The sequence below is a fragment of the Stenotrophomonas sp. genome (genome assembly GCF_050737575.1).
Taxonomy (GTDB): domain Bacteria; phylum Pseudomonadota; class Gammaproteobacteria; order Xanthomonadales; family Xanthomonadaceae; genus Stenotrophomonas.
Genome location: NZ_JBOHXW010000002.1, coordinates 1 through 23388, shown reverse-complemented (window position 1 = coordinate 23388; position 23388 = coordinate 1). Strand labels below are relative to the sequence as shown.

Sequence of the window (23388 nt, the reverse complement as noted above, 5' to 3'; positions counted from 1 at the left end):
GTGCCGCTGCGCGAGCGGCTTATTCCACCGTCACACTCTTGGCGAGGTTGCGCGGCTTGTCCACGTCGGTGCCGCGTGCCAGCGCCGTGTGATACGCCAGCAGCTGCACCGGGATGGTGTGCACGATCGCGCTCAACACACCGGCATGACGCGGGGTGCGGATCACATGCACGCCTTCGGAGGCGTTGAAGTTGCTATCCTGGTCGGTGAACACAAACAGTTCACCGCCACGCGCGCGCACTTCCTGCATGTTGGATTTCACCTTCTCCAGCAGGCTGTCGTTGGGGGCGATCACCACCACCGGCATTTCCGCGTCCACCAGCGCCAGCGGGCCATGCTTGAGCTCGCCTGCCGGGTAAGCCTCGGCGTGGATGTAGGAGATTTCCTTGAGCTTGAGTGCGCCTTCCAATGCGATCGGATAGTGCAGGCCACGACCCAGGAACAGCGCGTTGGACTTGCTGGCAAAACGCTCGGCCCAGGCGATGATCTGCGGCTCCAGGTTCAGCGCGTGCTGCACGCTGCCCGGCAGGTGACGCAACTGCTCCAGGTAGTCCGCTTCCTGCTCGGCGCTGACCTTGCCGTGCAGCTTGCCCAGCACCACGGTCAGCTGGAACAACGCGGCCAGCTGGGTGGTGAAGGCCTTGGTCGAGGCGACGCCGATTTCGGCACCGGCGCGGGTATAGCAGACCAGTTCGCTGGCACGCGGGATGGCGCTTTCCGGCACGTTGCAGATGGACAGCGTGTGCAGGTGGCCGAGCGACTTGGCGTATTTCAGCGCCTCCATCGTGTCCAGGGTTTCGCCGGATTGGGAGATGGTGACGATCAGGTGCTTCGGGTTGGCGTAGGCGGCGCGATAGCGGTACTCGCTGGCGATCTCCACGCTGCACGGCAGGCCGGCGATGGCTTCGATCCAGTAACGCGCGGTGAGGCCGGCGTAGTAGCTGGTGCCACAGGCCAGAATCTGCACGCCTTCCACGTCTTTCAACACCGTCTCGGCATCCTGACCGAACAGCGTGGCCGGGAAACCACCCGCGTCGATCGCGGCTTCCAGCGTGTCGCCAAGCGCGCGCGGCTGCTCGTGGATTTCCTTCTGCATGAAGTGGCGGTACGGGCCCAGCTCCAGCGAGGCCAGCGACACATCGGACATGCGCTGCTCGCGCTGCACCGGTGCGTTGTTGCCGTCGAATACGCGCACGCCCTGCCGGGTCAGTTCGGCAGTGTCGCCCTCTTCCAGGAACATCACCCGACGGGTGGCCTGCAGGATGGCCGACACATCCGAGGCAACGAAGTTTTCACCGTCACCCAGGCCCACCAGCAGCGGGCAACCCATGCGCGCGACCACCATGCGCTCGGGTTCCTTGCGGCTGATCACGGCCAGCGCGTAGGCGCCGGTCAGCTCCTTCACCGTGCGCTGCAACGCGCTGAGCAGGTCGTCGTGATCGGCCTTCAGGTGATGGTGGATCAGGTGCGCGATGACCTCGGTATCGGTCTGCGACTCGAACACATAGCCCAGCGCGGTCAATTTCTCGCGCTGTTCTTCGTGGTTCTCGATGATGCCGTTGTGTACCAGCGCCACGCCTTCACTGATGTGCGGGTGCGCATTGGACTCGGTGACGCCGCCATGGGTCGCCCAACGCGTGTGGCCGATGCCCACGCTGGACTGGAAGTGTTCGGTAGCGGCGGCGCCTTCCATTTCGGCGACGCGGCCGGTGCGGCGCACGCGGCGTACCTGATCACCATTCAACACCGCGATACCCGACGAATCGTAGCCGCGGTATTCCAGCCGCTTGAGTCCTTCAATCAGTACTGGAACCACATCGCGATCCGCGATCGCTCCCACAATGCCGCACATAGCCCATCCGTCCGCGCTGGTGATCGGACATTCTAAGTCAGCGATTCAGCCATGCAGCGGACATCTGCGGCCAAGTGGCCGGCGGACACTGTCCGCGAAAGTGTCCGCGGACACCCGGACACCCGAATCGCATTATAAATATTCAATAAATTCAATTAATTAAAGTTGGCACGCTGCCTGCTTAATCGTTACCAACCCTTGCAGCGAAGCCACAGATGATCCGCGACACTTCCGCCCAGGACCAGGTTTCCACCCAGCGCCCGCAGCCCACATGGCGGCGGTGGCTGTGGCCCGCCGTTGCCACCGTTGTTGTCGTCGGTGGCATCGGCTACGTCGCCAGCAGTTGGCTCGGCGCCAGCCGCTCTTTCGATGGCGGGCGCTTGCGCATCGCTGAAGTCAGCCGCGGCGATCTGGTACGCGACATCGCCGCCGATGGCCGCGTCATCGCCGCCAACAGCCCGGTGCTGTATGCCATCTCCGCCGGCACGGTCACCTTGAAGGTGGTCGCCGGTGACGTGGTCAAGCAGGGCCAGGAGCTGGCGGTGATCGACAGCCCGGAGCTGCGCAGCAAGCTGGCGCAGGAACAGTCCACCCTGGCCGGTCTGGAAGCCGAAGCCAGCCGCGCCGCACTGGATGCCACCCTCGCCCGTGCCACCGGCGCCAAGATGTCCGACCAGGCCGGCCTGCTGCGCACCGCCGCACAGCGCGACCTGGACCGCTACCAGCGCGGTTTTGATGGTGGCGCGGTGCCGCAGGTCGATCTTGCCAAGGCCCAGGACGAACTGAAGAAGGCCCAGATCGAACTGCAGCACGCCCAGCAGGACGCCGCTCTGCAGAGCCGCGGCGCTGACCTGGACGCCCGCAACAAGCACCTGATGGCCGAACGCCAGAAGGCCGTGGTGAATGAAGTACAGCGCCAGGTGGATGCACTGACCCTGCGCGCGCCGTTCGACGGCCAGGTCGGCCAGGTGCAGGCCACCCAGCACACGCAGGTGATTGCCAACGCGCCGGTGCTGGGCGTGGTTGACCTGTCGCGCTTCGAGGTCGAGATCAAGGTGCCGGAAAGTTTCGCCCGCGAGTTGGCCATCGGCATGCCGGCCCAGCTCACCAGTGGCTCGGGCCAGCCGTTCCCGGGTGAAATCTCGGCCGTGTCGCCGGAAGTGGTGAACGGCGAAGTCGTCGCCCGCATCCGCTTCTCCGACAAGCAGCCCGAAGGCCTGCGCCAGAGCCAGCGCATGAGCTCGCGGATCCTGCTGGACACCCGCAAGAACGTGCTCAAGGTCGAGCGCGGCCCGTTCGTCGAGCAGTCCGGCGGTCGCTACGCCTATGTGGTCAACGGCAGCAACGCCACCCGTCGCCCGGTCAAGCTGGGCGTGAGCAGCCTGGGCGAAGTCGAAGTGATGTCCGGCCTGCAACCCGGCGACAAGATTGTTGTGTCCGGTGCCGACCTGTTCGGCGACAACGAAAGCGTTTCGATCAATTGATTGCGTGTGGGGATCGGGGAGTGGGGAACAGGGAATGAAAGAAACGGAAGTTGTCGGTATCCACTGATGCCAATCAACTGAAGCCCTATCAAGAATCCTTCATTCCCTGTTCCCCGCTCTCCCCCCACTCCTGCCCTCACTCCCTGCCTCAAAAGGAAAAACCATGCTCCAGATGCAATCCGTCTCCAAGGTCTTCCGTACCGAACAGGTTGAAACCCACGCGCTGCGTTCGCTGGACCTGCACGTCCGCGAGGGCGAGTTCGTCGCCGTCACCGGTCCGTCCGGTTCGGGCAAGACCACCTTCCTCAACATCGCCGGCCTGCTGGAAACCTTCACCAGCGGCCAGTACCTGCTCGATGGCCAGGACGTGAGCCACCTGGGTGACGACGCGCGTTCGCGTCTGCGCAACCAGAAAATCGGCTTCATCTTCCAGGGATTCAACCTGATTCCCGACCTCAACCTGTTCGACAACGTCGATGTGCCGCTGCGTTACCGCGGCATGCCCGCCTCCGAGCGCCGCGAGCGCATCGAGAAGGCACTGAGCAGCGTGGGTCTGGGTTCGCGCATGAAGCATTACCCGGCCGAACTGTCCGGCGGTCAGCAGCAGCGTGCGGCCATCGCACGTGCCCTGGCCGGCAGCCCACGTCTGTTGCTGGCCGATGAACCGACCGGCAACCTGGACACGCAGATGGCACGCGGCGTGATGGAACTGCTGGAAGAGATCAACAGCCAGGGCACCACCATCGTCATGGTCACCCATGATCCGGAACTGGCTGCCCGTGCACAGCGCAACGTGCATATCGTCGATGGCCAGGCCACTGATCTGCTGCGTGAGCCGGTGTTGGCGCACGCCGCCAAGCTCGCCGCCGCCGCTTCCACCCAGGGCTGAGGCAGCCTCGCATGTCCTTGTTCCCTTACTACCTGCAGCAAGGCCTGCGCAGTCTTCGCCGTACACCGGTGCTGACTGCGTTGATGGTGCTGTCCATCGCCATGGGCATCGGTGCATCGATGACCACGCTCACGGTGATGCACCTGCTCTCGGGCGATCCCCTGCCCGGCCGCAGCGAGCACATTTTCTACCCGCAGCTGGATGCTTCGCCGCGCGGTGAAAGTGCACGCAAGGAACCGATGGACATGCTCGACTACACCTCCGCCGTGGACCTGTGGCGCGATGGCCCGGCCGACCGCAAGGCGCTGGTGGTGGACAGCAGCGTCAAGCTGTCCGCTTCCAGCAGCAGCGAGCCGCCAAGCATCGCGACGATGCTGTCGACCACGGCCGATTTCTTCCCGATGTTCCAGGTGCCGATGGCGTTTGGTGCGGGCTGGTCGCAGGACGACGATGAACGCCGCGCGCGGGTCGCGGTGATCTCGTGGGATTTGAATCAGCGTCTGTTCGGTGGCAAGGACAGCACTGGTCAGATGCTGCGCATCCGCGATGGCGAAGTACGCATCGTCGGCGTGCTCAAGCCGTGGCGTCCGTCGCCGCGCTTCTACACGGTGGCTGGCGGCCGCTTTGCACAGGGCGACACCGCCGATTACTACACCCGCATCGAAGACGTGATGGTGCCGTTCTTCACCGGCCTGCAGCTCAATGCCGGCAACTTCCAGCAATTCACCTGCTGGAACCTGCCCAGCAATCCAGGGCATCTGGAGAACTCCGATTGCGTATGGCTGCAGTTGTGGGTGCAGCTGGACGATGCGACCAAGGTCGCTGCATACCGCCAGTTCGTGGACGGTTACGCACAGCAGCAGCACCAGCTCGGCCGTATCAGCCAACCGGAGCTGACGCGCGTGCGCAGCCTGATGGAATGGATGGATTACAACGGCGTGGTGCCGCGTGACGTGCGCCTGCAGGCGTGGATGGCACTGGCCTTCCTCGGCATCTGCCTGTTCAACACGGTCGGCCTGTTGTTGGCCAAGTTCCTGCGTCGCACCGGAGAGATCGGCGTACTGCGTGCATTGGGCGCCACTCGCACGATGGTGTTTCAGCAATGTCTGGTCGAGGCCGCACTGGTCGGTCTTGCCGGTGGATTCGGTGGCTTGCTGCTGACTCTGTTCGGCCTGTGGAGCGTGCGCCAGCAGCCCCTGGCCTACGCCGACATGATGCAGCTGGACATGCAGATGCTGGCCATCACTTTTGCGGTGTCGGTGATGACCACCGTTGCTGCGGGCATGTTGCCGGCGCTGCGCGCCAGCCGCATCGATCCTGCCCTCCAGATCAAGGCCCTGTAAGGATATGGATATCAAGCCCATCCTCAGCACGCTCTCGCGCCACCGCGTTGCCGCCTCGCTGATCGTGCTGGAAATCGCACTGGCCTGCGCCGTGCTGTGCAACGCCCTGTTCCTGGCCGCCTCGCGCATGGAACTGATGCGCATGGACAGCGGCGTCGACGAAACCGCCATCGCCACCATCACTCTCAATGACTGCGACAGCTGCAACGCGGTCGACCTCAACAGCCGCTGGCTGCAGCAGCTGCGCGGCCAGGCCGGTGTGCAGGCCGCAGGGGTCGCCAACGCCGTGCCGTTCGGCCAGCGTGCGGGCACCTTCGGCATCACGCTGGATGCCGAAGGCAAGCATCACGGCGGCGTGCCGCACTTCTACACGCTCGATGCCGACGCCGTCGCCACGCTGCAGCTCAAGCCGGTGCAGGGCCGCATGTTCGAGGCGGCCGACTACCAGCCGATCGAGAACTACCTGCCGGAGAACGCACAGGTATGGATCACCCAGGCGTTCGCCGAACACCTGTGGCCGGGTGAATCCGCACTGGGCAAGTCGTTCTGGATGGGCAGTTACCACTACGCCGTGGCCGGCGTCCTGGCGAGCTTCTCGCGCCCTGATCCGGGCCGCAGCGAGAACGGCATCGCCGGTGCGCAGTGGTCGGTGATCGTGCCGGTCACCACCAACGCGCAGAGCGGCACCTACGTACTGCGCGCCAACCCGGCAGACCTGCCCGGCATCCTCCGTGACGCTATTGCCGCCGCACCCAAAGTAACGCCCGAAGCCATCCTTGCCGGCGACTACAGCATGCCGCTGCAGCAGCTGCGCGACACCTACTTCCGCCAGGACCGCGCCATGACCCGGCTGCTGCTTGGCGTGTGCGTGACCATGTTGCTGGTCACCGCACTGGGCATCATCGGCCTGGCCAGTTTCTGGGTGCAGCAGCGCACCAAGCAGATCGGCATCCGCCGTGCACTGGGTGCGACGCGGCGGCAGATCGTCGGCTACTTCCAGACCGAGAACTTCCTGTTGACCAGCATCGGTATCGCCATCGGCATGTTGCTGGCCTACGCCGGCAATCAACTGTTGATGCATTACTTCGAGATCCCACGGCTGCCGCTGTACTACCTGCCAGTTGGCGCCGTCCTGTTGTGGTTGCTCGGCCAAGCGGCGGTCATCGGCCCCGCACTCCGCGCCGCCGCCATCCCACCCATCGTCGCCACACGCAGCGCCTGACCCGCCAAGGAACGCTCATGTTCAGCTACTACTTCAAACTTGCCTTACGCAGTTTTGGCCGCAACAAGGTCCTCACCGCACTGATGGTGCTCGCCATCGCCCTGGGCATCGGCGCGTCCATGACCACGTTGACCGTGTTCAAGGTGCTGTCCGGCAACCCCATCCCGCACAAGAGCGAAAAGCTGTTCTACGTACAGCTGGACCCGGGCATGCGCGAAGGCTACAAGGCCGGCGAAGAACCCGAGACGCAGATGACCCGCTTCGATGCCGAAGAACTGCTGCGCCAGAAGAAGGCCCCCAGGCAGGCGATGATGACCGGCGGTGGCGGAATCGTTGATCCGCGTGTGGATGCACTCAAGCCCTTCAGTATCCAGATGCGCTACACCTCGGCGGACTTCTTCCCGATGTTCGAGCCGCCCTTCCTGTACGGCCAGGGCTGGAGCGCCCGCGAGGATGAAGGCCGTGGCCGTGTGGCCGTAATCACCAAGGTGCTCAACGAAAAACTGTTCAAGGGCGAAAACAGCGTCGGCAAGGATGTGCTGGTGGAAGGCCATGCACTGCGCATCGTCGGTGTGCTCAACGAATGGGCACCCAAGCCCAAGTTCTACGACATCACCACCGACCGTTATGACGGCGACGAAGACGTGATCCTGCCGTTCAGCACCTTCATCGACCTGAAGCTGGACCGCAACGGCAACATGAACTGCTTCGGTCGCGAGATCGTCAGCGATGCACAGGCACTCAACGTTCCCTGTGCCTGGATCCAGTACTGGGTGGAACTGGAGTCGCCCAGCAAGGCCGGTGATTTCAAGGCCTACCTGGACAACTACTCCGAACAGCAGCGCGCCGCCGGCCGTTTCGAGCGCCCTGCCAACACCCGCCTGCGTGACGTGATGGAGTGGATGGAATTCAGCAACGTAGTGCCGGGCGACGTGCGCCTGCAGATGTGGCTGGCGTTCGGCTTCCTGCTGGTGTGCCTGGTCAACACCATTGGCCTGCTGCTGGCCAAGTTCCTGCGCCGCAGTGGCGAAATCGGCGTGCGCCGCGCACTGGGTGCCAGCCGTCGGGAGATCTTCAAGCAATGCCTGGTAGAGGCGGGCACCATCGGCCTGGCCGGCGGCCTGCTCGGTCTGGTGTTCGCACTGCTCGGCCTGTGGGCAGTACGCCAGCGCCCGGCCAGCTATGCCGAACTCGCCCATCTGGACGGTTCGATGCTGCTGCTGACCTTCGTCATGGCCATCGTCGCCAGCCTGTTGGCCGGTGCATTGCCTGCATGGCGTGCGATGCAGGTCGCACCCGCATTGCAGCTCAAGAGCCAATAAAACCACTGCGTCCTCCCTTGCGTATCGCGCAAGGGAGGACTGGAGAGAGGCTTCCGCTTTCAACGCTGTTGCTCTCCCACTCCTCACTCTTCTATTTCACTCCCAGGCTCCACGGAGAACCACAATGGATATCCGCCCGATTCTTTCCACACTGACACGGCACAAAACAGCTGCCGCATTGATCGTGCTGGAAATCGCCCTGAGCTGCGCCATCATCTGCAACGCCTTGTTCATTGTGTCCCAGCGCATCGAGACCATGAACCTTGCCAGCGGCATCGATGACATGAACCTGATGGAGATCGGCTTGAGCGGCATCGGCAAGCAGGTCGATGGCGATGCGCGTACCGTCGAGGACATCGCATCGCTGCGGGCCATCCCCGGCGTCGAGAACGTCACCATCGTCAACCAGCTGCCTTATCAGGGCGGCTCTTGGAACACCTCGCTGTCCGTCAGCCCCGACCCGGACGCGCAGTCAGTCAACGGCGCCCAGTACCAGATTGGCGAGAACGCGCTGAAGACCTTGGGCATCAAGCTGATCGCAGGCCGCGACTTCAACGCCGACGAGTACCAGAGCAACGACGTGCTGGAAAAGGTGGAAGACCTCAGCACCCTGCGCACCTCGACGATCCTGTCCGAAGCGATGGCCAAACAGCTGTTCCCGGACGGCGACGCCATCGGCAAGACTCTGTATATGGCCAACATCCCGGTGACGGTTGTCGGCGTCGCACAGACCCTGCTGCGCCCGAACATGCAGAACAACAACCGAACCTACACGCTGATGTTCCCGATCCGGATGAACTTCTCCAACGGCGGGCGCTACATCATCCGCGTTGCCGATCCGAGCCGTCGCGACGAGGTGATGAAGCAGGCGCTGGCGGCACTGGAAAAGAACGATCCCAATCGCCTGGTGTGGAGCAAGCTCACCATCGAAGAGAAGCGCGCCAAGTACTTCGCCAACGACCGCGACATGATCGGCCTGTTGATCATCATCAGCGGCCTGCTGTTGCTGGTGACCGCACTGGGCATCATCGGCCTGGCCAGCTTCTGGGTGCAGCAGCGCACCAAGCAGATCGGCATCCGTCGTGCACTTGGCGCCACCCGCAGCCAGATCCTGCGCTATTTCCAGACCGAAAACTTCCTGCTGGCCGGCATTGGCATCGTGGTCGGCATGCTGCTGGCCTACCTGCTCAACCAGTGGCTGATGGGCCGCTATGAGTTGCCGCGTCTGCCGCTGCTCTACCTGCCGGTTGGCGCGGTGCTGCTGTGGATACTGGGACAAGTCGCCGTGTTCGGCCCGGCCCGCAAGGCCGCCGCCATTCCACCGGCCGTTGCCACCCGCAGCACCTGATCACGGACGAACAAAGGGGACTCATGTTCGGCTACTACCTGCAACTGGCACTGCGCAGCTTCGCCCGCAACAAGGTACTGACCACCTTGATGGTGCTGACCATCGCGGTCGGCATCGGCGCGACGATGACCACGCTGGCCCTGTACTTCGTGCTCTCGGGCGATCCCATTCCGCACAAGAGCGCGCAGTTGTTCTACCCGCAGTTGGAGCCGCGCAGCCTCGGCAAGGACGCCACGCTGGACAGGGAGCCGCTGAAACAGATGAGCCGCTACGACGCCGAGGAACTGCTGCGGCAGAAGCGCGGCGACCGGCAAGCGGTGATGAGCGGCGGCTCGGTGACGTTGCAACCCGGTGGAAACATCGCGCAACCGTTCCGCGTATCAGCCCGCTACACCTCGGCCGATTTCTTCCCCATGTTTGATGTGCCGCTGCTCAGCGGCACCGCATGGAGCAACAAGGACGATGACGAACGCGCGCGCGTGGCCGTCATCCATCGCACGCTGGCTTCCAGGCTGTTTGGCACGGAAGAGGCTGTCGGCCGGGAACTGCGCTTGCCGCAAGGCACCTTCCGGGTCGTCGGTGTGTCGGCAGACTGGAAGCCAGCCCCACGTTTCTATGACTTGAGCAACCAGCGCTATGGCGCGGTTGAGCAGGTATTCCTGCCGTTCTCCAGCTCGCGCGACCTGCGCCTGGACACGCAGGGCAGTGTGAGCTGCTGGGGCAACAGCAATGACGAAACCGAAGGCAACTACGGCCTCAATGCACCCTGCGCCTGGCTGCAGTATTGGGTGGAGCTGGATACACCGCAGAAGGCCGTCGACTATCTGAAGTACCTGGCCGATTACTCCGATGCGCAGCGTAGCAGCGGACGCTTCGAACGCCCCAACAACGTGCGTCTGCGCAGCGTGATGGACTGGCTGGATTTCAACCGCATCGTGCCCAACGATGTGCGCCTGCAGATGTGGCTGGCGTTCGGCTTCCTGCTGGTGTGCATGATCAACACCGTGAGCCTGTTGTTGGCCAAGTTCCTGCGCCGCAGTGGCGAGATTGGCGTGCGCCGTTCGCTGGGCGCATCGCGCAGGGACATCTTCAAACAATGTCTGGTCGAGGCCGGCACCATCGGTCTGCTCGGCGGCGTGCTCGGCTTGGGCTTCGCCGCCATCGGCTTGTGGCTGATTCGTCAGCAACCGGACGAGTACGCGCGCCTGGCACACCTGGATCTCACCACGCTGTGGCTCACGTTTGCCCTGGCCTTGCTGGTCAGCCTGCTTTCCGGCCTGTTGCCGGCCTGGCGTGCGATGCGCATTCCGCCTGCATTGCAGCTCAAAAGTCAGTGAGGTGGGGAACGTGATCAGGAATGGCGGTACGGAAATGCTGGAGTTCGAGCTGACCCAGGCGCATGCACCAACAGCACGACTCCCCAGCCCTCGCCCGCTTCCGCTGACCCACAGGAACCAACGGAGAGGAACCACCAACCCGCGGACGCAGAGCCAAGCTGCAACCGCTGCGGTTGCTGGTTCCTCCCCACTGTTTCCTCGCATAACCGCTAAGCGCCGAATCACGCGTTCGTACGCATCTGTATCTGGCTTCTGAGCAGTAGGCGCAGCGCTGCAGCCCAACGGTCCAAGGAGAACGACCATCGACATCCGCCCCATTCTCGTCACGCTGTTGCGGCACAAGACCGCCGCGTTGCTGATCGTGCTTGAGATCGCATTGAGCTGCGCCATCATCTGCAATGCGGTGTTCATCATCAGCAACCGCATCGCCGAGCTGCAGCTCGACAGCGGCGTCGCCAATGACGAGCTGGTCTATCTGGCAACCAGCAGCCTGCTGCCCGACGTCAACATGGATGCGCTGCGCAAACAGGACCTCCGGGCGCTTTCCGCCCTGCCCGGCGTGAAGGCCGCCAGCAGCGTCAACCAGATCCCGTATGGCAGCAATGTCTGGGGCTCGGACGTTCGGCTCGATCTGAGCCAGATCCGGCCGAGCGTGCATGCCACGCTCTACATGGACGACGGCCAGTTGCTGCAGACTTTCGGCATGCAGGTCATCGAAGGACGCGCCTTCAATGCCGATGAGTATCTGGAGAACAGCGCGTTCGATCCCAACAAGATCGGCCCGTCGGTTCCTGCGATCCTCCTGAGCAGATCATTGGCCCAGACGCTGTTCCCGGATCAAAGCGCCATCGGCAAACATGTTTACGTCTGGGGCGAAGATCAGCCGCCCTCGCCGGTGGTCGGCGTCATCAGCGACCTGATGGCGCCCGGCGAACAAGGCACCTTCGCCAATCGCTATCACTCGATGGTGTTTCCGATCCGCGTATCCAATGGCGCCTATGCATTGCGCACCACAACCGACCAACGCGATGCCGTACTCACCGCCGCCGTGGCCGCGCTCAACCGCACCGATCCCAACCGCATCATCGAGCAGAAGGACACGCTGGAACAGATGCGCACCAGCTTCCATCGCCGCGACCGGGCGGTGATCTGGCTGCTGCTCGCCGTGTGTGTGGCACTGCTGGCGGTGACCGCGTTCGGCATCATCGGCCTGGCCAGTTTCTGGGTGCAGCAACGCACCAAACAAATCGGCATCCGTCGTGCGCTGGGCGCCACGCAACGGCACATCCTGCGCTACTTCCAGCTGGAGAATTTCATTCTCAGCAGCGCCGGCATCGTGCTCGGCCTGCTGCTCGCCTACAGCTTGAACATGCTGTTGATGAGCCGCTACGAACTGCCGCGCCTGCCACTGAGCTATCTGCCAGCCAGCGCCGTATTGCTTTGGATTCTGGGGCAGATCGCCGTGTTCGGCCCGGCACGTCGTGCGGCCGCCATTCCTCCGGCTGTCGCGACGCGCAGCGCATGACCTATCGCCTCCCCTCGCCTTCTGATCGGACCGTTCCCATGAACAAAGCACTGCTCGTCCTGCTGTTCGCCTTGGCACCATTGTCCGCATCACCGGCGATGGCTGACGAGCCGATGACGCCTTCGCTGCAGGACACCATCGCCGCGTTGGACTTCCAGGTATTCGACAGCTTCAACCGCTGCACCGATCCGGCACAGCTGCAGAAACACGCGGGCTATTTTGATCCGGCGGTGGAGTTCTACCACGACACCGGCAGCGTCACCTGGACCCGCGACGCCATGCTGGCCAACACCCGCAAGCATGTCTGTGGCAACTTCACCCGCGAACTGATTCCCGGTTCACTTGAAGTATTTGAGATCAAGGATTTCGGCGCACTCAGCCGCGGGCAGCACCGCTTCTGCGACAGCAAAACCCACGCATGCGATGGTCTGGCCGATTTCACCATTCTCTGGCGCCTGCAGGATGGCCACTGGCAGATCACCCGCGTGATGAGCTACGCACACCGTGCCAATACCCAGGAGGCGAACCATTGAATTACACGTTGGAAACCGGCCTGCGCGGCTGTCTCCGCCATCCACGCACGATGGCATTGGTGGTACTGACGCTCGGTCTCGGGCTGGCCTCGGTGATGACCATGCTGACCCTGCTTTCGGTGCTGGGCGCTGATCCGCTGCCCGGCATCAGTCACAAACTGCACATCGCCTGGGCCGATTCCCGCGCCGCCGCCAAGAGCGGCGAGACCGACAGTTATGGCGACGGCTCGCCCATTCCACCGCTGTGGAAACTGTCCGATGCACGCGCCATGCAGCAGCTGCGCCCGGACATCCGCCAAGTAGCGCTGGTCACCGCGCCGGTGACCGTCAGCAACACCGACGGCAGCAAACAGAAGCATGTTTCGGCGGCGATGGCACTCGGCCCGATGCTGCCGATGTTCGGCGTGCCGCTGCGTCACGGGCGTTTCTGGACACCGGAGGAAGAAGCCTCGCGCGTACCGGTGGTGGTCATCAGCCGCGCCTTGAGCGAACGCCTGCTCGGCCGCGAAGACGGCACCGGCGGCGAAGTACGCCTGGGCAATCACAGCTTCCGCGTCATCGGCATCAGCGAGCGCTGGGCGCCGCGACCGCGACCACACTTCCTGCCTTCCAACGACGCAGGGTGGCGCGGTGATGGTGATGAAGTGTTCGTACCGGCCGAAGCCGCACTGGCGTCCGGCATTGAAATCAGCAGTACCCGCGTCTGCGACGGCACTGGCTTTGGTGGTTTCCGCTTCGATCAGGTCAACGTCGAGCAGTGCCGCTGGCTGGTGTTGTGGGCCGAGTTGGAAGATGCGTCGCAACAACGCAGCTACGCGCAAAGCCTGCAGGCCTTCGCCACCGACCGCCACGCGGCTGGCGTGTTCGCGCGCCCGGCGTCCACGCAGCTGTTGTCGATGCCGCAATGGCTGCATCACAACCGCGTCGTGCCGGACAGCGTGCGCCTGAACCTGTGGCTGGCCATCAGCTTGTTGGTGTTGTGCCTGGTCAACGTGGCCGGCCTGCTCGCCGCACGCTTTCTGCGCCGCTCCAGTGAGTACGGCGTGCGCCGCGTCCTGGGTGCACCACGTCAGGCCATCATCGCGGCGTGCATGGTGGAATCCACGCTTGCGGGCCTGTTTGGCGGGCTGATGGCGCTACCGCTCACCCTGGCCGGGTTGTGGTTGATACGGCAACAAGGCGAGTCGTATGCACCGCTGGCGCGGCTCAGTCCCAGCCTGTTCGCCGTGCTGTTGCTGTTGGCCTTGCTTACTGGCGTGTTGGTTGGCCTGCTGCCGGCCATCCGCGCCGCGCGCCAGGAGCCTGCGCTGCAGGTCAAAACGCTATGAACGGAGCCGTCGCATGAACCATCTCATTTCTCCGTTGCGGCGCCAGCCGATGATGCCGTGGCTGATCGTCCTGCAGATTGCCGTGGCCTGCGCCATCCTCTGCAACACGCTGTTCCTGCTCGTGCAGCAGGCTGGCCCACTGCTGACCGACGACGGCATCGCCCGCAATGAAGTCATCATCGTTGACCAACTGGTCAGTGGCGGCGGCAACTGGTCGGCATCGCAGGCCCGCGCCGGTGCCGACGCGCTGGCCGCCATTCCCGGCGTGAAGCGTGCTTCGGCAGTAGTGGGCGCACCGATGCGGCAGACGCTGACCATGGTGTACGACATCAAGTCGGCCGACGGCCCCACCGTGCTGGTCAGCGGCTTCATCGGCGACAAGCTCATCGACACGCTGGGCCTGCAACTCAGCCGTGGCCGCGATTTCCTCGACAACGAATACAGCGACCTGCAATTGGGTGATGGTGACAACAGCGCAACCACGCCGGTCATCCTCACCGAGTCGTTGGCGCGCACGCTGTTCGGCGATCACAACCCGGTCGGCCAAGCGCTCACTGCCGGCGATGGCAACGGCCATTACGTGGTGGTCGGCGTGGTGGCGCACTTGATGCGCTATCAACTGGCCGAGCTGGACGACGGCAAGGCCGAGTACGCCATTCTGCTACCGCACCGTGCGGCCGGTCTGCCGATGCTCAGCTTCGTGATCCGTGCCGATGCAACCCAACGCGATGCGGTACTCAAGGCCGTTCCCGGCGTGCTTCAAACCAGCTTTGCCGGGCAGATGGCCAAGGGCTTCGCGCCGGTCGTCGCGGACTACGAACAACTGCGTGCAGATGGCCTGCGCACCCGCCGCGCGGCGGTGTGGTTGTTGGTCACGGTCAACGCCGTGGTCGCCACCATCACACTTATCGGCATCGCCAGCCTGAGCGGCTATTGGATCCAGCAACGCACGCGCCAGATCGGCATTCGACGGGCACTGGGCGCCACCCGCGGGCAGATCCTGCGTCACTTCCTGGCCGAGAACCTGCTGCTCAGCGGCGCGGGACTGTTCGTCGGGCTGCTGCTGGCGGTATTGATCAACCAATGGCTGATGCAGCATTACGAATTGCCGCGTCTGCCGCTGGCGTATCTCCCCGTCGCAGCACTGCTGCTGGTGCTGCTGGGCCAGTTGGCGGTGCTCCTGCCTGCGCGCCGTGCCGCACGGCTGCCACCTGCCAGCGCCGCCCGCAGCGTGTAATGTGCTGACTTCGCCGTCACAACGGCCGCCACCCACCGCTTCCTACGACCCCTGATGCCGCAGATTCTGATCATCGACGACAACACCGCCGTGGCCACCGCGTTGGACGTGTTGTTCTCCCTGCACGACATCGAGACCCGCCACGCCACCTCGCCCGAGCAGGGCCTGGCGATGCTGGCCGAGCAGGAGTTCGACCTGGTCCTGCAGGACATGAACTTCACCGCCGACACCACCTCCGGCGAAGAAGGCCAAGCGCTGTTCCGCCGCATCCGCGACGCGCACCCGGATCTGCCGGTGATCCTGCTCACCGCGTGGACGCATCTGGACAGCGCGGTGGAGCTGGTCAAGGCCGGCGCCGCCGATTACCTGGCCAAACCGTGGGACGACAAGCGCCTGCTGACCACCGTCAACAACCTGATGGAACTGGCCGAAACCCGCCGCGAACTCGCCCGCCGCCGGCAACGTGAACTGGCCCAGCGCGAAAGCCTGCACGAGCGCTACGACCTGCGTTCGCTGGTGTTCGCCGATCCCGCCAGCGAGCGCGTGATCGCACTGGCCTGCCAGGTGGCACGTTCGGAATTGCCGGTGCTGATCACCGGGCCCAATGGCGCCGGCAAGGAAAAGATCGCCGAAATCATCCAGGCCAACTCGGCCAATCGCAAAGGCCCGTTCGTGGCGCTCAACTGCGGCGCCATTCCCTCCGAGTTGATCGAGGCCGAGTTGTTTGGTGCGGAAGCCGGCGCCTATACCGGCGCCAACAAGGCGCGCGAAGGCAAGTTTGAAGCGGCCGACGGCGGCACCTTGTTCCTGGACGAAATCGGCAACCTCTCGCTCACCGGCCAGATGAAACTGTTGCGCGTGCTGGAAACCGGCCGCTTTGAACGGCTGGGTTCCAATCGCGAGCGTCAGGTGAAAGTGCGCGTGGTCAGCGCCACCAATGCCGACCTGCCCGCGATGATCCGCGACGGCAGCTTCCGCGAAGACCTGTATTACCGCCTCAACACCGTGGAGCTGGCATTGCCGGCGCTGGCCGAACGTCGCGAAGACATCCTGCCGCTGGCCCGCCACTTCCTCGGCGACGGTGGCAAGGCCTTGTCGCCACAAGCCGCGCAGGCGCTGCAGCGGCACAACTGGCCAGGCAACGTGCGCGAGCTGCGCAATGTGATCCAGCGCGCCAGCCTGCTCGCGCAGGGGCCACGTCTGGAAGTCGCTGACCTCAACCTGCCGCGTGCGCCCTCGCGGCCAGTCACGCAAGGCGCCGAAGAACCGGACCGCGCCCGGATCATGGCTGCACTGGAACATGCCGGCGGCGTCATCGCCCAGGCAGCGGCCGAACTGGGCTTGAGCCGGCAGGCGCTGTACCGCCGCATGGACCGTCACGGCATCCCGCGCGAATGAGAACGTCCCGGTGAAAATACGTTCCTTCACCTTCAGCCTGTTCCTGCGCCTGCTGCCGGTACTGGCCCTGGCGGCCGCTTTGCCGTGGATGCTCGCGTACTGGATGGACCACGGCTGGACCGTGGTGGCCGCCTCCGCCGTCATCCTGCTGGCATTGATGTGGTACGCACTGCATCGCGCAACTTCACCCATCCGTTCCTTGCTGCGCGCCCTGTCCGGCACCACCAGCAGCTACCGCGATGGCGAGTACAACTTCGGCGTGCATTGGAGCAGCAACGATGAGTTCGCACAGCTGGTCAAAGCCCACGCCGAACTCGGCGAAGTGCTGCGCGAACAACGCCAGTCACTGGTGCAACGCGAACTGCTGCTGGACACCATGGTGCAGAACACGCCGGTAGCGATGCTGCTGCTCACCGATGGAGGCGACGGCATCCAGCGCGTGGCGTTCTCCAACACGGCGGCACGAAAATTGCTGCACGGCGGCTGGAAGCTGGAAGGCAAACGCGTGCAGGAACTGCTGGAAAACATGCCGATCGAGCTGCGCAACGCCATCGCGCGCGGTGGCGACAGCCTGTTCGCCGTGCGCGAGCCCGACGCAGAGGAAGGCGACGACGAAGACGAGCAGATATATCACCTGTCGCGCCGCAATTTCCATCTCAACGGCCGCCCGCACGAGCTGTTGTTGCTGCGCCTGCTCACCGCCGAACTGCGCCGGCAGGAAGTGCAGACCTGGAAGAAAGTCATCCGTGTGATCAGCCACGAGTTGAACAATTCGCTGGCACCGATTGCGTCGTTGGCACACTCCGGCGCCGAGCTGGTGCGTCGCAATCGGTTTGATCGTCTGGAAGACATCTTCGCCACCGTCGAAGAACGTGCCCGTCATCTGGAAGGCTTCATTCGCGGCTACGCACGCTTCGCAAAGCTGCCACAACCGCAGCTGCAGACCGTGGTCTGGCGCAACTTCCTGCATGGCCTGCAGCAGCAGATTCCCTTCCGCATGGAACCGCCGCCGGAAGAACTGAGCAGCCGCATCGACCAGGCACAGTTCTCGCAAGCCCTGTTGAACCTGCTCAAAAACGCACACGAAGCCGGCGGCGACAACGGCGCCCCGGACGACGCCGTCGAACTGCGTGTCGCGCGTCTACCGCATTGGCTGCGTATCGAAGTATTGGATCGCGGCAGCGGCATGAACGAGGCCGTGCTGCAGAACGCGCTGATGCCGTTCTATTCCACCAAGCGCAACGGCACCGGCCTGGGTCTGGCATTGACCCGCGAAATCATCGAAGCCCACGGCGGCCGCATCTCGCTGCAGAACCGCAACGAAGGCGGGCTCTGCGTCGCCATCCTGCTGCCGCACGATTGAGAACATTCGCCGCGACTCAATGCCCCTCTCTCGTTTACGGGAGAGGGGTTGGGGTGAGGGCAGCTTTGCTCTTCTGAAATGCCGGCCACGCCATGGCCTCACCGACAACGCCTGCCGAGCCTGGCTCGGCACTACAGGCTCTTTCAAAGCTCGCGCAGCATCGCCACGCGCAACGCCATCGGAAAGCCCGCCGACGCCTCTTCCGCCATCACCCGGCGCATGCCGGCACTCCACGCCTCGCGCGGCCACACACGAAAACCTTCGCTCGCATAGAAGCCTGCGTTCCACGGTGCATCTTTCAACGTCGTCAACACCGCACGGCGATGTCCGCGCTCGACCGCCTGCCGCAATGCATATCGCAGCAGCGCTCGCCCATGACCTTTACCGCCATGTTCCGGCAGCACATCCATCTGTTGAACATGGAAATCGTCTTCCAGCACGCCCGCCAACAGATAGCCGACAACGTCGCCGGCATCACTTTCAGTCACCCACAACGACTGCTGCAGCATGCCCTGCTCAAACGCAGCGATGGGTGTCGGTGAAGCAGCGAACACCGCGTCCGCAGGATGGCCCTGCAGACGTTCGCCGGCCCGCTGCTCGATGATCGGCAGCAGCGCCAGCTCCTCCCGCCTTGCCAGGCGCGGCTCAGCCTTTTTTGATGGGCCGGACCCAGCCATCAATCGTCTGCTGGCGGCTACGCGCCACGGTGAGCTTGCCGGACGGCGCGGTGCGGGTGATCACCGATCCCGCCGCAATGGTCGCGCCATCTTCCAGCGTCACCGGTGCCACCAGCGAGCTGTTGGAGCCTACGAACACCTTGTCGCCAATGACGGTCTGGAACTTGTTCACGCCATCGTAGTTGCAGGTGATGGTGCCGGCGCCGATGTTGGTGCCGCTGCCAATCACCGCATCACCCAGGTAGGTCAGGTGGTTGGCCTTGCTGCCCTTGCCCAAGCTGACCTTCTTGGTCTCCACGAAGTTGCCCACATGCACGCCGTCGGCCAACACCGTGCCCTGGCGCAAGCGTGCGAACGGGCCGATGTGCGCCGCACCTTCGGCGATCACACCTTCCAGATCACAATGCGCTCGCACGTCCGTACCAGCGCCCAACGTGACGTCCTTCAAGCGTACGAACGGACCAATGCGAACACCGTCGCCCAACTCGACGTGACCTTCCAGCACCACGTTGGCATCAATCTGCACATCGCGGCCCACCTGCACCGTGCCGCGCTGATCGAAGCGCGACGGATCCAGCAAGCGCGCGCCCTGCTCGCACAGGGCTTTGGCTGCACGCAGTTGCCAGGCGCGTTCCAGCTGCGACAGCTGCCACGGATCATTGGCACCTTCGGCTTCCTGTGCATCGGCCACATACACCAGCTCGGCCGGCGTGTACTCGGCTGCAGCGGAAGCGAACACATCGGTCAGGTAGTACTCGCCCTGCGCATTGGCATTGGACAGCGAGCCCAACCAGCGCCGCAGCGCCGTCGATTCGGCAGTGATGATGCCGGTGTTGATCGTGCGGATGCGCAGCTGTTCATCGTTGGCATCCTTCTGCTCGACGATGGCCGCCACCCTGCCCTCGGCATCGCGCACGATGCGCCCATAGCCGTTGGGATTGTCCAGCTCTGCCACCAGCACGCCCAGGCGCGGCGCATCCTGCAGCAATGCCTTCAGCGTGTCGGCACGCATCAACGGCACATCGCCATACAGCACCAGCACCTGCGCCGTATCGGGCACATCCGGCATCGCCTGCTGCACCGCATGACCGGTGCCCAACTGTTCCTTCTGTTCGGCCCAGGTCAGGTCCTGCTGCTCGGCAAACGCCGCCCGCACCGCCTCACCACCGTGCCCATACACCAGATGGATCCCCGCCGGCTGCAACTGCCGAGCCACCGCGATCACATGCGCCAACATCGGCTGCCCCGCGATGGGCTGCAGCACCTTCGGCAGCGCCGACTTCATGCGCTTGCCCGCGCCAGCGGCGAGGATGATTACGTGTAGGGGCTGGTTCATGGACAACGACTTCCGGGAATTGATGGTCGGATTCTAAGCCTGACAGCCGTAGCATTGCAGGTCTGCATACATGACGTGAGCACTGATGACGCTGTTTCGCCAAGGGAGCCAGTACCTCGCCGTCGGCTTGCTGCAACTGCTGCTGGATTGGGCGGTGCTCGTCACCAGCACCGCAGCAGGACTGCCGATCGCCCCCGGCAATCTGCTTGGCCGCATCTGCGGTGCAAGCCTTGGCTTCTGGCTAAACGGCCGCTACACGTTTGCTCAGGACGGCGAGCAAAGGCACGGCTGGAAGCGCCTGCTCCGCTTCGTTGCCTGGTGGTTGGCGATGACCTTGCTTAGCACTTGGCTGATCACGTGGATCGCTCACTCGGTAGGGCTCCACTATGCGTGGCTGGCCAAACCGCTGGTCGAAGGCATGTTGGCCGTCATGTCGTTCTTCTTGCTGCGACATCTGGTATTTCGCTGAGTTTCTCCTGCGCGGAACTGGCCTACGTACGCTCACAAGGCTCTGTCGCAACACAACCATGGCCGCACTTCACTGAGCACCGCCGCCAAAACTCAACGTGAGACCAGCGCCGAACCCCTGGGCGATAGCAGATCGCCTCTCGCCTAAATCACACAAACAAAAACGCCGGCACATGGCCGGCGTTTCTGCGTGCACTGTTTGCAACCTCAGTGCTTGAGGGTGCGACGCAGCCGCTCCAGCGCTTGCAGCTGCGCGGTGACTTCGGCCAGGCGCTGCTGTGCTTCGGCCAGTTCCATGGCTTCGCCACGGTTGGCGAGCACGCGCTCGGCTTCTTCCTTGGCCTTGCGGACAGCCGCTTCGTCGATGTCGGTGGCGCGGATGGCGGTGTCGGCCAGCACGGTCACGACCTGCGGCTGAACTTCCAGGATGCCGCCGGAAATGGCGAAATCCAGGTGCTCGCCCGCAGCGGTGGTTACCACCACCTTGCCCGGCTTCAAGCGGGTGATCAGCGGTGCGTGCTTGGGCGCGATGCCCAGTTCGCCCAGCTCACCGGTAGCCACGACCAGGGTCGCTTCGCCGCTGAAGATCTGCTGCTCGGCACTGACGATGTCGCAACGGATGGTGCTAGTCATGGTTCATTTCTCAAAAGCGGGAATGGGGATACGGAAACGGGGAATGGACGTCACTACACGGTTCCGTCAGAGCAGGGAGCACTGCATTCCCGGCTCCCTGTTCCCAGTTCCCGCTCCAATCTTCCTTAGGCCTTTTCGGCCATCTTCTTGGCCTTTTCGACCGCTTCTTCGATGCTGCCGACCATGTAGAACGCCTGCTCCGGCAGGTGGTCGTACTCGCCATCGACGATGGCCTTGAAGCCACGGATGGTGTCCTTCAGCGACACGTACTTGCCCGGCGAGCCGGTGAACACTTCGGCCACGTGGAACGGCTGGCTGAAGAACCGCTCGATCTTGCGGGCGCGGGTCACGGCCTGCTTGTCTTCTTCGGACAGTTCGTCCATGCCCAGGATGGCGATGATGTCCTTCAGTTCCTTGTACTTCTGCAAGGTCTGCTGGACGCGCTGCGCGGTTTCGTAATGCTCGGTGCCGATGACCTGCGGGTCCATCTGACGCGAGGTCGAATCCAGCGGATCCACAGCCGGGTAGATACCCAGCGAGGCGATCGAACGCGACAGGGTCACGGTCGAATCCAAGTGGGCGAACGTGGTGGCCGGCGACGGATCGGTCAAGTCATCGGCGGGCACGTACACGGCCTGGATGGAGGTGATCGAGCCGGTCTTGGTCGAGGTGATGCGCTCCTGCAGGACGCCCATTTCCTCAGCCAGGGTCGGCTGGTAACCCACGGCCGACGGCATACGGCCGAGCAGTGCCGACACTTCGGTACCGGCCAGCGTGTAGCGGTAGATGTTGTCCACGAACAGCAGCACGTCCTTGCCCTTGCCGCTGGCGTCCTTCTCGTCGCGGAAGTATTCCGCCATGGTCAGGCCGGTCAGGGCGACGCGCAGACGGTTGCCCGGCGGCTCGTTCATCTGGCCGTACACCATCGCGACCTTGTCCAGGACGTTGGAGTCCTTCATCTCGTGGTAGAAGTCGTTGCCCTCACGGGTACGCTCACCCACGCCGGCGAACACGGACAGACCGCTGTGCGCCTTGGCGATGTTGTTGATCAGCTCCATCATGTTGACGGTCTTGCCGACGCCGGCGCCGCCGAACAGGCCGACCTTGCCGCCCTTGGCGAACGGGCACATCAGGTCGATCACCTTGATGCCGGTTTCCAGCAGCTCGGTGGAGGAAGACTGGTCTTCGTACGACGGAGCAGCACGGTGGATTTCCCACGTGTCCGAAGCGGCAACCGGGCCGGCTTCGTCGATCGGGCGACCCAGCACGTCCATGATGCGGCCCAGGGTGCCTGCGCCGACCGGCACGGAGATGCCGCGACCGGTGTTGTTGGCGACCAGGCCACGCTTCAGGCCGTCGGTGGAGCCCAGCGCAATCGCGCGGACGATGCCGTCACCGAGCTGCTGCTGCACTTCCAGCGTGATTTCGGTGCCTTCCACGTGCAACGCGTCGTACACGCGCGGCACGTCACTGCGCGGAAACTCGATGTCGACGACCGCGCCGATGATCTGAACGATCTTGCCCTGACTCATTGCTGCATCCTCTAAATGTGTGCTTTGAACGAACGCGATCAGACTGCTGCCGCGCCGCTGACGATTTCGGAAATTTCCTGGGTGATCGCTGCCTGGCGGGCCTTGTTGTAGACCAACTGCAGGGTTCCGATCAGCTTGTTCGCGTTGTCGCTCGCCGCCTTCATCGCCACCATGCGTGCCGCATGCTCGGAAGCAACGTTCTCCAGCACGGCCTGGTACACCAGCGACTCGATGTAACGCGTGATCACGTGCTCGAGCACGGTCGCGGCATCGGGTTCGTACAGGTAATCCCAGTCGTGCGAAGCCACCTGCGTTTCGCTGGCCGGCAACGGCAGCAGCTGATCGAAGCTGGCCTTCTGCGTCATCGTGTTGATGAAGCGGTTGTAGACCAGATACACGCGGTCGACCTTGCCTTCGGTGTAGGCATCAAGCATGACCTTGATCACGCCGATCAACGTTTCCAGCTGCGGGTTGTCACCGATGTGGGTGACGCTGCCGACCATGTTCACGTTGACGCGACGGAAGAACACGCTGGCCTTCTGGCCCACGGTCACCATGTCG

20 protein-coding genes are annotated in these 23388 nt (G+C 63.7%); 14 read left to right on the top strand and 6 right to left on the bottom strand.

Features of this window, described 5'->3' with window-relative positions:
- Positions 1 to 19: 19 nt before the first annotated feature.
- Positions 20 to 1852: a glutamine--fructose-6-phosphate transaminase (isomerizing) gene (glmS, locus tag ACREP4_RS03350; RefSeq protein ID WP_431594800.1), complete on the bottom strand. Its 1833-nt coding sequence runs from the start codon at positions 1850 to 1852 to the stop codon at positions 20 to 22.
- 215 nt (positions 1853 to 2067) lie between these two features.
- Between glmS and ACREP4_RS03345 the strand changes: the two genes are divergently transcribed.
- From ACREP4_RS03345 to ACREP4_RS03285, 13 genes are all read left to right on the top strand, one after another.
- A complete protein-coding gene (locus ACREP4_RS03345) occupies positions 2068 to 3336 on the top strand; it encodes an efflux RND transporter periplasmic adaptor subunit (RefSeq protein ID WP_431594799.1) in 1269 nt (422 codons plus the stop codon).
- 163 nt (positions 3337 to 3499) lie between these two features.
- Positions 3500 to 4225, top strand: coding sequence for an ABC transporter ATP-binding protein (locus ACREP4_RS03340; protein ID WP_431594798.1), 726 nt, complete (start codon positions 3500 to 3502; stop codon positions 4223 to 4225).
- A 17-nt stretch (positions 4226 to 4242) separates the two neighbouring features.
- Positions 4243 to 5568: an ABC transporter permease gene (locus tag ACREP4_RS03335; RefSeq protein ID WP_431595304.1), complete on the top strand. Its 1326-nt coding sequence runs from the start codon at positions 4243 to 4245 to the stop codon at positions 5566 to 5568.
- A 4-nt stretch (positions 5569 to 5572) separates the two neighbouring features.
- A complete protein-coding gene (locus tag ACREP4_RS03330; RefSeq protein ID WP_431594797.1) occupies positions 5573 to 6790 on the top strand; it encodes an ABC transporter permease in 1218 nt (405 codons plus the stop codon).
- A gap of 17 nt (positions 6791 to 6807) precedes the next feature.
- Positions 6808 to 8112 carry an ABC transporter permease gene (locus tag ACREP4_RS03325; RefSeq protein WP_431594796.1) on the top strand — a complete coding sequence of 435 codons (1305 nt, stop codon included), beginning with the start codon at positions 6808 to 6810 and terminating at the stop codon, positions 8110 to 8112.
- A gap of 124 nt (positions 8113 to 8236) precedes the next feature.
- Complete coding sequence (locus ACREP4_RS03320; RefSeq protein ID WP_431594795.1) at positions 8237 to 9460, top strand: ABC transporter permease; 1224 nt, start codon at positions 8237 to 8239, stop codon at positions 9458 to 9460.
- A gap of 23 nt (positions 9461 to 9483) precedes the next feature.
- The gene (locus ACREP4_RS03315) at positions 9484 to 10797 is read left to right on the top strand and encodes an ABC transporter permease (protein WP_431594794.1); all 1314 of its coding nucleotides are present in this window, start codon (positions 9484 to 9486) and stop codon (positions 10795 to 10797) included.
- Between the two features lie 301 nt (positions 10798 to 11098).
- Positions 11099 to 12322, top strand: coding sequence for an ABC transporter permease (locus tag ACREP4_RS03310; protein WP_431595303.1), 1224 nt, complete (start codon positions 11099 to 11101; stop codon positions 12320 to 12322).
- Between the two features lie 38 nt (positions 12323 to 12360).
- Complete coding sequence (locus ACREP4_RS03305; protein ID WP_431594793.1) at positions 12361 to 12855, top strand: nuclear transport factor 2 family protein; 495 nt, start codon at positions 12361 to 12363, stop codon at positions 12853 to 12855.
- Positions 12852 to 14183 carry an ABC transporter permease gene (locus tag ACREP4_RS03300; RefSeq protein WP_431594792.1) on the top strand — a complete coding sequence of 444 codons (1332 nt, stop codon included), beginning with the start codon at positions 12852 to 12854 and terminating at the stop codon, positions 14181 to 14183. Before ACREP4_RS03305 ends, ACREP4_RS03300 begins: the two co-directional genes overlap by 4 nt.
- 13 nt (positions 14184 to 14196) lie before the next feature.
- The gene (locus tag ACREP4_RS03295; RefSeq protein WP_431594791.1) at positions 14197 to 15420 is read left to right on the top strand and encodes an ABC transporter permease; all 1224 of its coding nucleotides are present in this window, start codon (positions 14197 to 14199) and stop codon (positions 15418 to 15420) included.
- A 54-nt stretch (positions 15421 to 15474) separates the two neighbouring features.
- Entirely contained in the window at positions 15475 to 16818 is a 1344-nt protein-coding gene (locus ACREP4_RS03290; protein ID WP_431594790.1) for a sigma-54-dependent transcriptional regulator, read from the top strand.
- A gap of 10 nt (positions 16819 to 16828) precedes the next feature.
- On the top strand, positions 16829 to 18181 hold the full coding sequence (locus ACREP4_RS03285) for a sensor histidine kinase (RefSeq protein ID WP_431594789.1): 1353 nt from the start codon (positions 16829 to 16831) through the stop codon (positions 18179 to 18181).
- A gap of 143 nt (positions 18182 to 18324) precedes the next feature.
- Here ACREP4_RS03285 and ACREP4_RS03280 read toward each other — a convergent pair whose 3' ends face one another.
- Positions 18325 to 18858: a GNAT family N-acetyltransferase gene (locus ACREP4_RS03280; RefSeq protein ID WP_431594788.1), complete on the bottom strand. Its 534-nt coding sequence runs from the start codon at positions 18856 to 18858 to the stop codon at positions 18325 to 18327.
- Positions 18827 to 20194 (bottom strand): bifunctional UDP-N-acetylglucosamine diphosphorylase/glucosamine-1-phosphate N-acetyltransferase GlmU, encoded by a 1368-nt coding sequence (gene glmU, locus ACREP4_RS03275; RefSeq protein WP_431594787.1) that lies wholly within the window; start codon positions 20192 to 20194, stop codon positions 18827 to 18829. The genes ACREP4_RS03280 and glmU overlap by 32 nt, the downstream gene beginning before the upstream one ends.
- A gap of 85 nt (positions 20195 to 20279) precedes the next feature.
- Between glmU and ACREP4_RS03270 the strand changes: the two genes are divergently transcribed.
- The gene (locus ACREP4_RS03270) at positions 20280 to 20663 is read left to right on the top strand and encodes a GtrA family protein (RefSeq protein WP_431594786.1); all 384 of its coding nucleotides are present in this window, start codon (positions 20280 to 20282) and stop codon (positions 20661 to 20663) included.
- A 206-nt stretch (positions 20664 to 20869) separates the two neighbouring features.
- Here the strand turns inward: ACREP4_RS03270 and ACREP4_RS03265 are convergent, their stop codons facing one another.
- The 3 genes from ACREP4_RS03265 to atpG all read right to left on the bottom strand — a co-directional run.
- Positions 20870 to 21295 (bottom strand): F0F1 ATP synthase subunit epsilon, encoded by a 426-nt coding sequence (locus tag ACREP4_RS03265; protein WP_269789997.1) that lies wholly within the window; start codon positions 21293 to 21295, stop codon positions 20870 to 20872.
- 125 nt (positions 21296 to 21420) lie between these two features.
- The gene (gene atpD, locus ACREP4_RS03260; RefSeq protein WP_431594785.1) at positions 21421 to 22827 is read right to left on the bottom strand and encodes a F0F1 ATP synthase subunit beta; all 1407 of its coding nucleotides are present in this window, start codon (positions 22825 to 22827) and stop codon (positions 21421 to 21423) included.
- Positions 22828 to 22865: 38 nt separating this feature from the next.
- Positions 22866 to 23388: ATP synthase F1 subunit gamma (atpG, locus tag ACREP4_RS03255; protein WP_431594784.1), on the bottom strand; the 523-nt coding region annotated here is incomplete at its 5' end.

Bases quoted from the DNA above. Each gene is read 5' to 3' on its own strand.
- glmS (WP_431594800.1), bottom strand. From the start codon at position 1,852: ATGTGCGGCATTGTGGGAGCGATCGCGGATCGCGATGTGGTTCCAGTA.
- ACREP4_RS03345 (WP_431594799.1), top strand. From the start codon at position 2,068: ATGATCCGCGACACTTCCGCCCAGGACCAGGTTTCCACCCAGCGCCCG.
- ACREP4_RS03340 (WP_431594798.1), top strand. From the start codon at position 3,500: ATGCTCCAGATGCAATCCGTCTCCAAGGTCTTCCGTACCGAACAGGTT.
- ACREP4_RS03330 (WP_431594797.1), top strand. From the start codon at position 5,573: ATGGATATCAAGCCCATCCTCAGCACGCTCTCGCGCCACCGCGTTGCC.
- ACREP4_RS03325 (WP_431594796.1), top strand. From the start codon at position 6,808: ATGTTCAGCTACTACTTCAAACTTGCCTTACGCAGTTTTGGCCGCAAC.
- ACREP4_RS03320 (WP_431594795.1), top strand. From the start codon at position 8,237: ATGGATATCCGCCCGATTCTTTCCACACTGACACGGCACAAAACAGCT.
- ACREP4_RS03315 (WP_431594794.1), top strand. From the start codon at position 9,484: ATGTTCGGCTACTACCTGCAACTGGCACTGCGCAGCTTCGCCCGCAAC.
- ACREP4_RS03305 (WP_431594793.1), top strand. From the start codon at position 12,361: ATGAACAAAGCACTGCTCGTCCTGCTGTTCGCCTTGGCACCATTGTCC.
- ACREP4_RS03295 (WP_431594791.1), top strand. From the start codon at position 14,197: ATGAACCATCTCATTTCTCCGTTGCGGCGCCAGCCGATGATGCCGTGG.
- ACREP4_RS03290 (WP_431594790.1), top strand. From the start codon at position 15,475: ATGCCGCAGATTCTGATCATCGACGACAACACCGCCGTGGCCACCGCG.
- ACREP4_RS03280 (WP_431594788.1), bottom strand. From the start codon at position 18,858: ATGGCTGGGTCCGGCCCATCAAAAAAGGCTGAGCCGCGCCTGGCAAGG.
- glmU (WP_431594787.1), bottom strand. From the start codon at position 20,194: ATGAACCAGCCCCTACACGTAATCATCCTCGCCGCTGGCGCGGGCAAG.
- ACREP4_RS03270 (WP_431594786.1), top strand. From the start codon at position 20,280: ATGACGCTGTTTCGCCAAGGGAGCCAGTACCTCGCCGTCGGCTTGCTG.
- ACREP4_RS03265 (WP_269789997.1), bottom strand. From the start codon at position 21,295: ATGACTAGCACCATCCGTTGCGACATCGTCAGTGCCGAGCAGCAGATC.
- atpD (WP_431594785.1), bottom strand. From the start codon at position 22,827: ATGAGTCAGGGCAAGATCGTTCAGATCATCGGCGCGGTCGTCGACATC.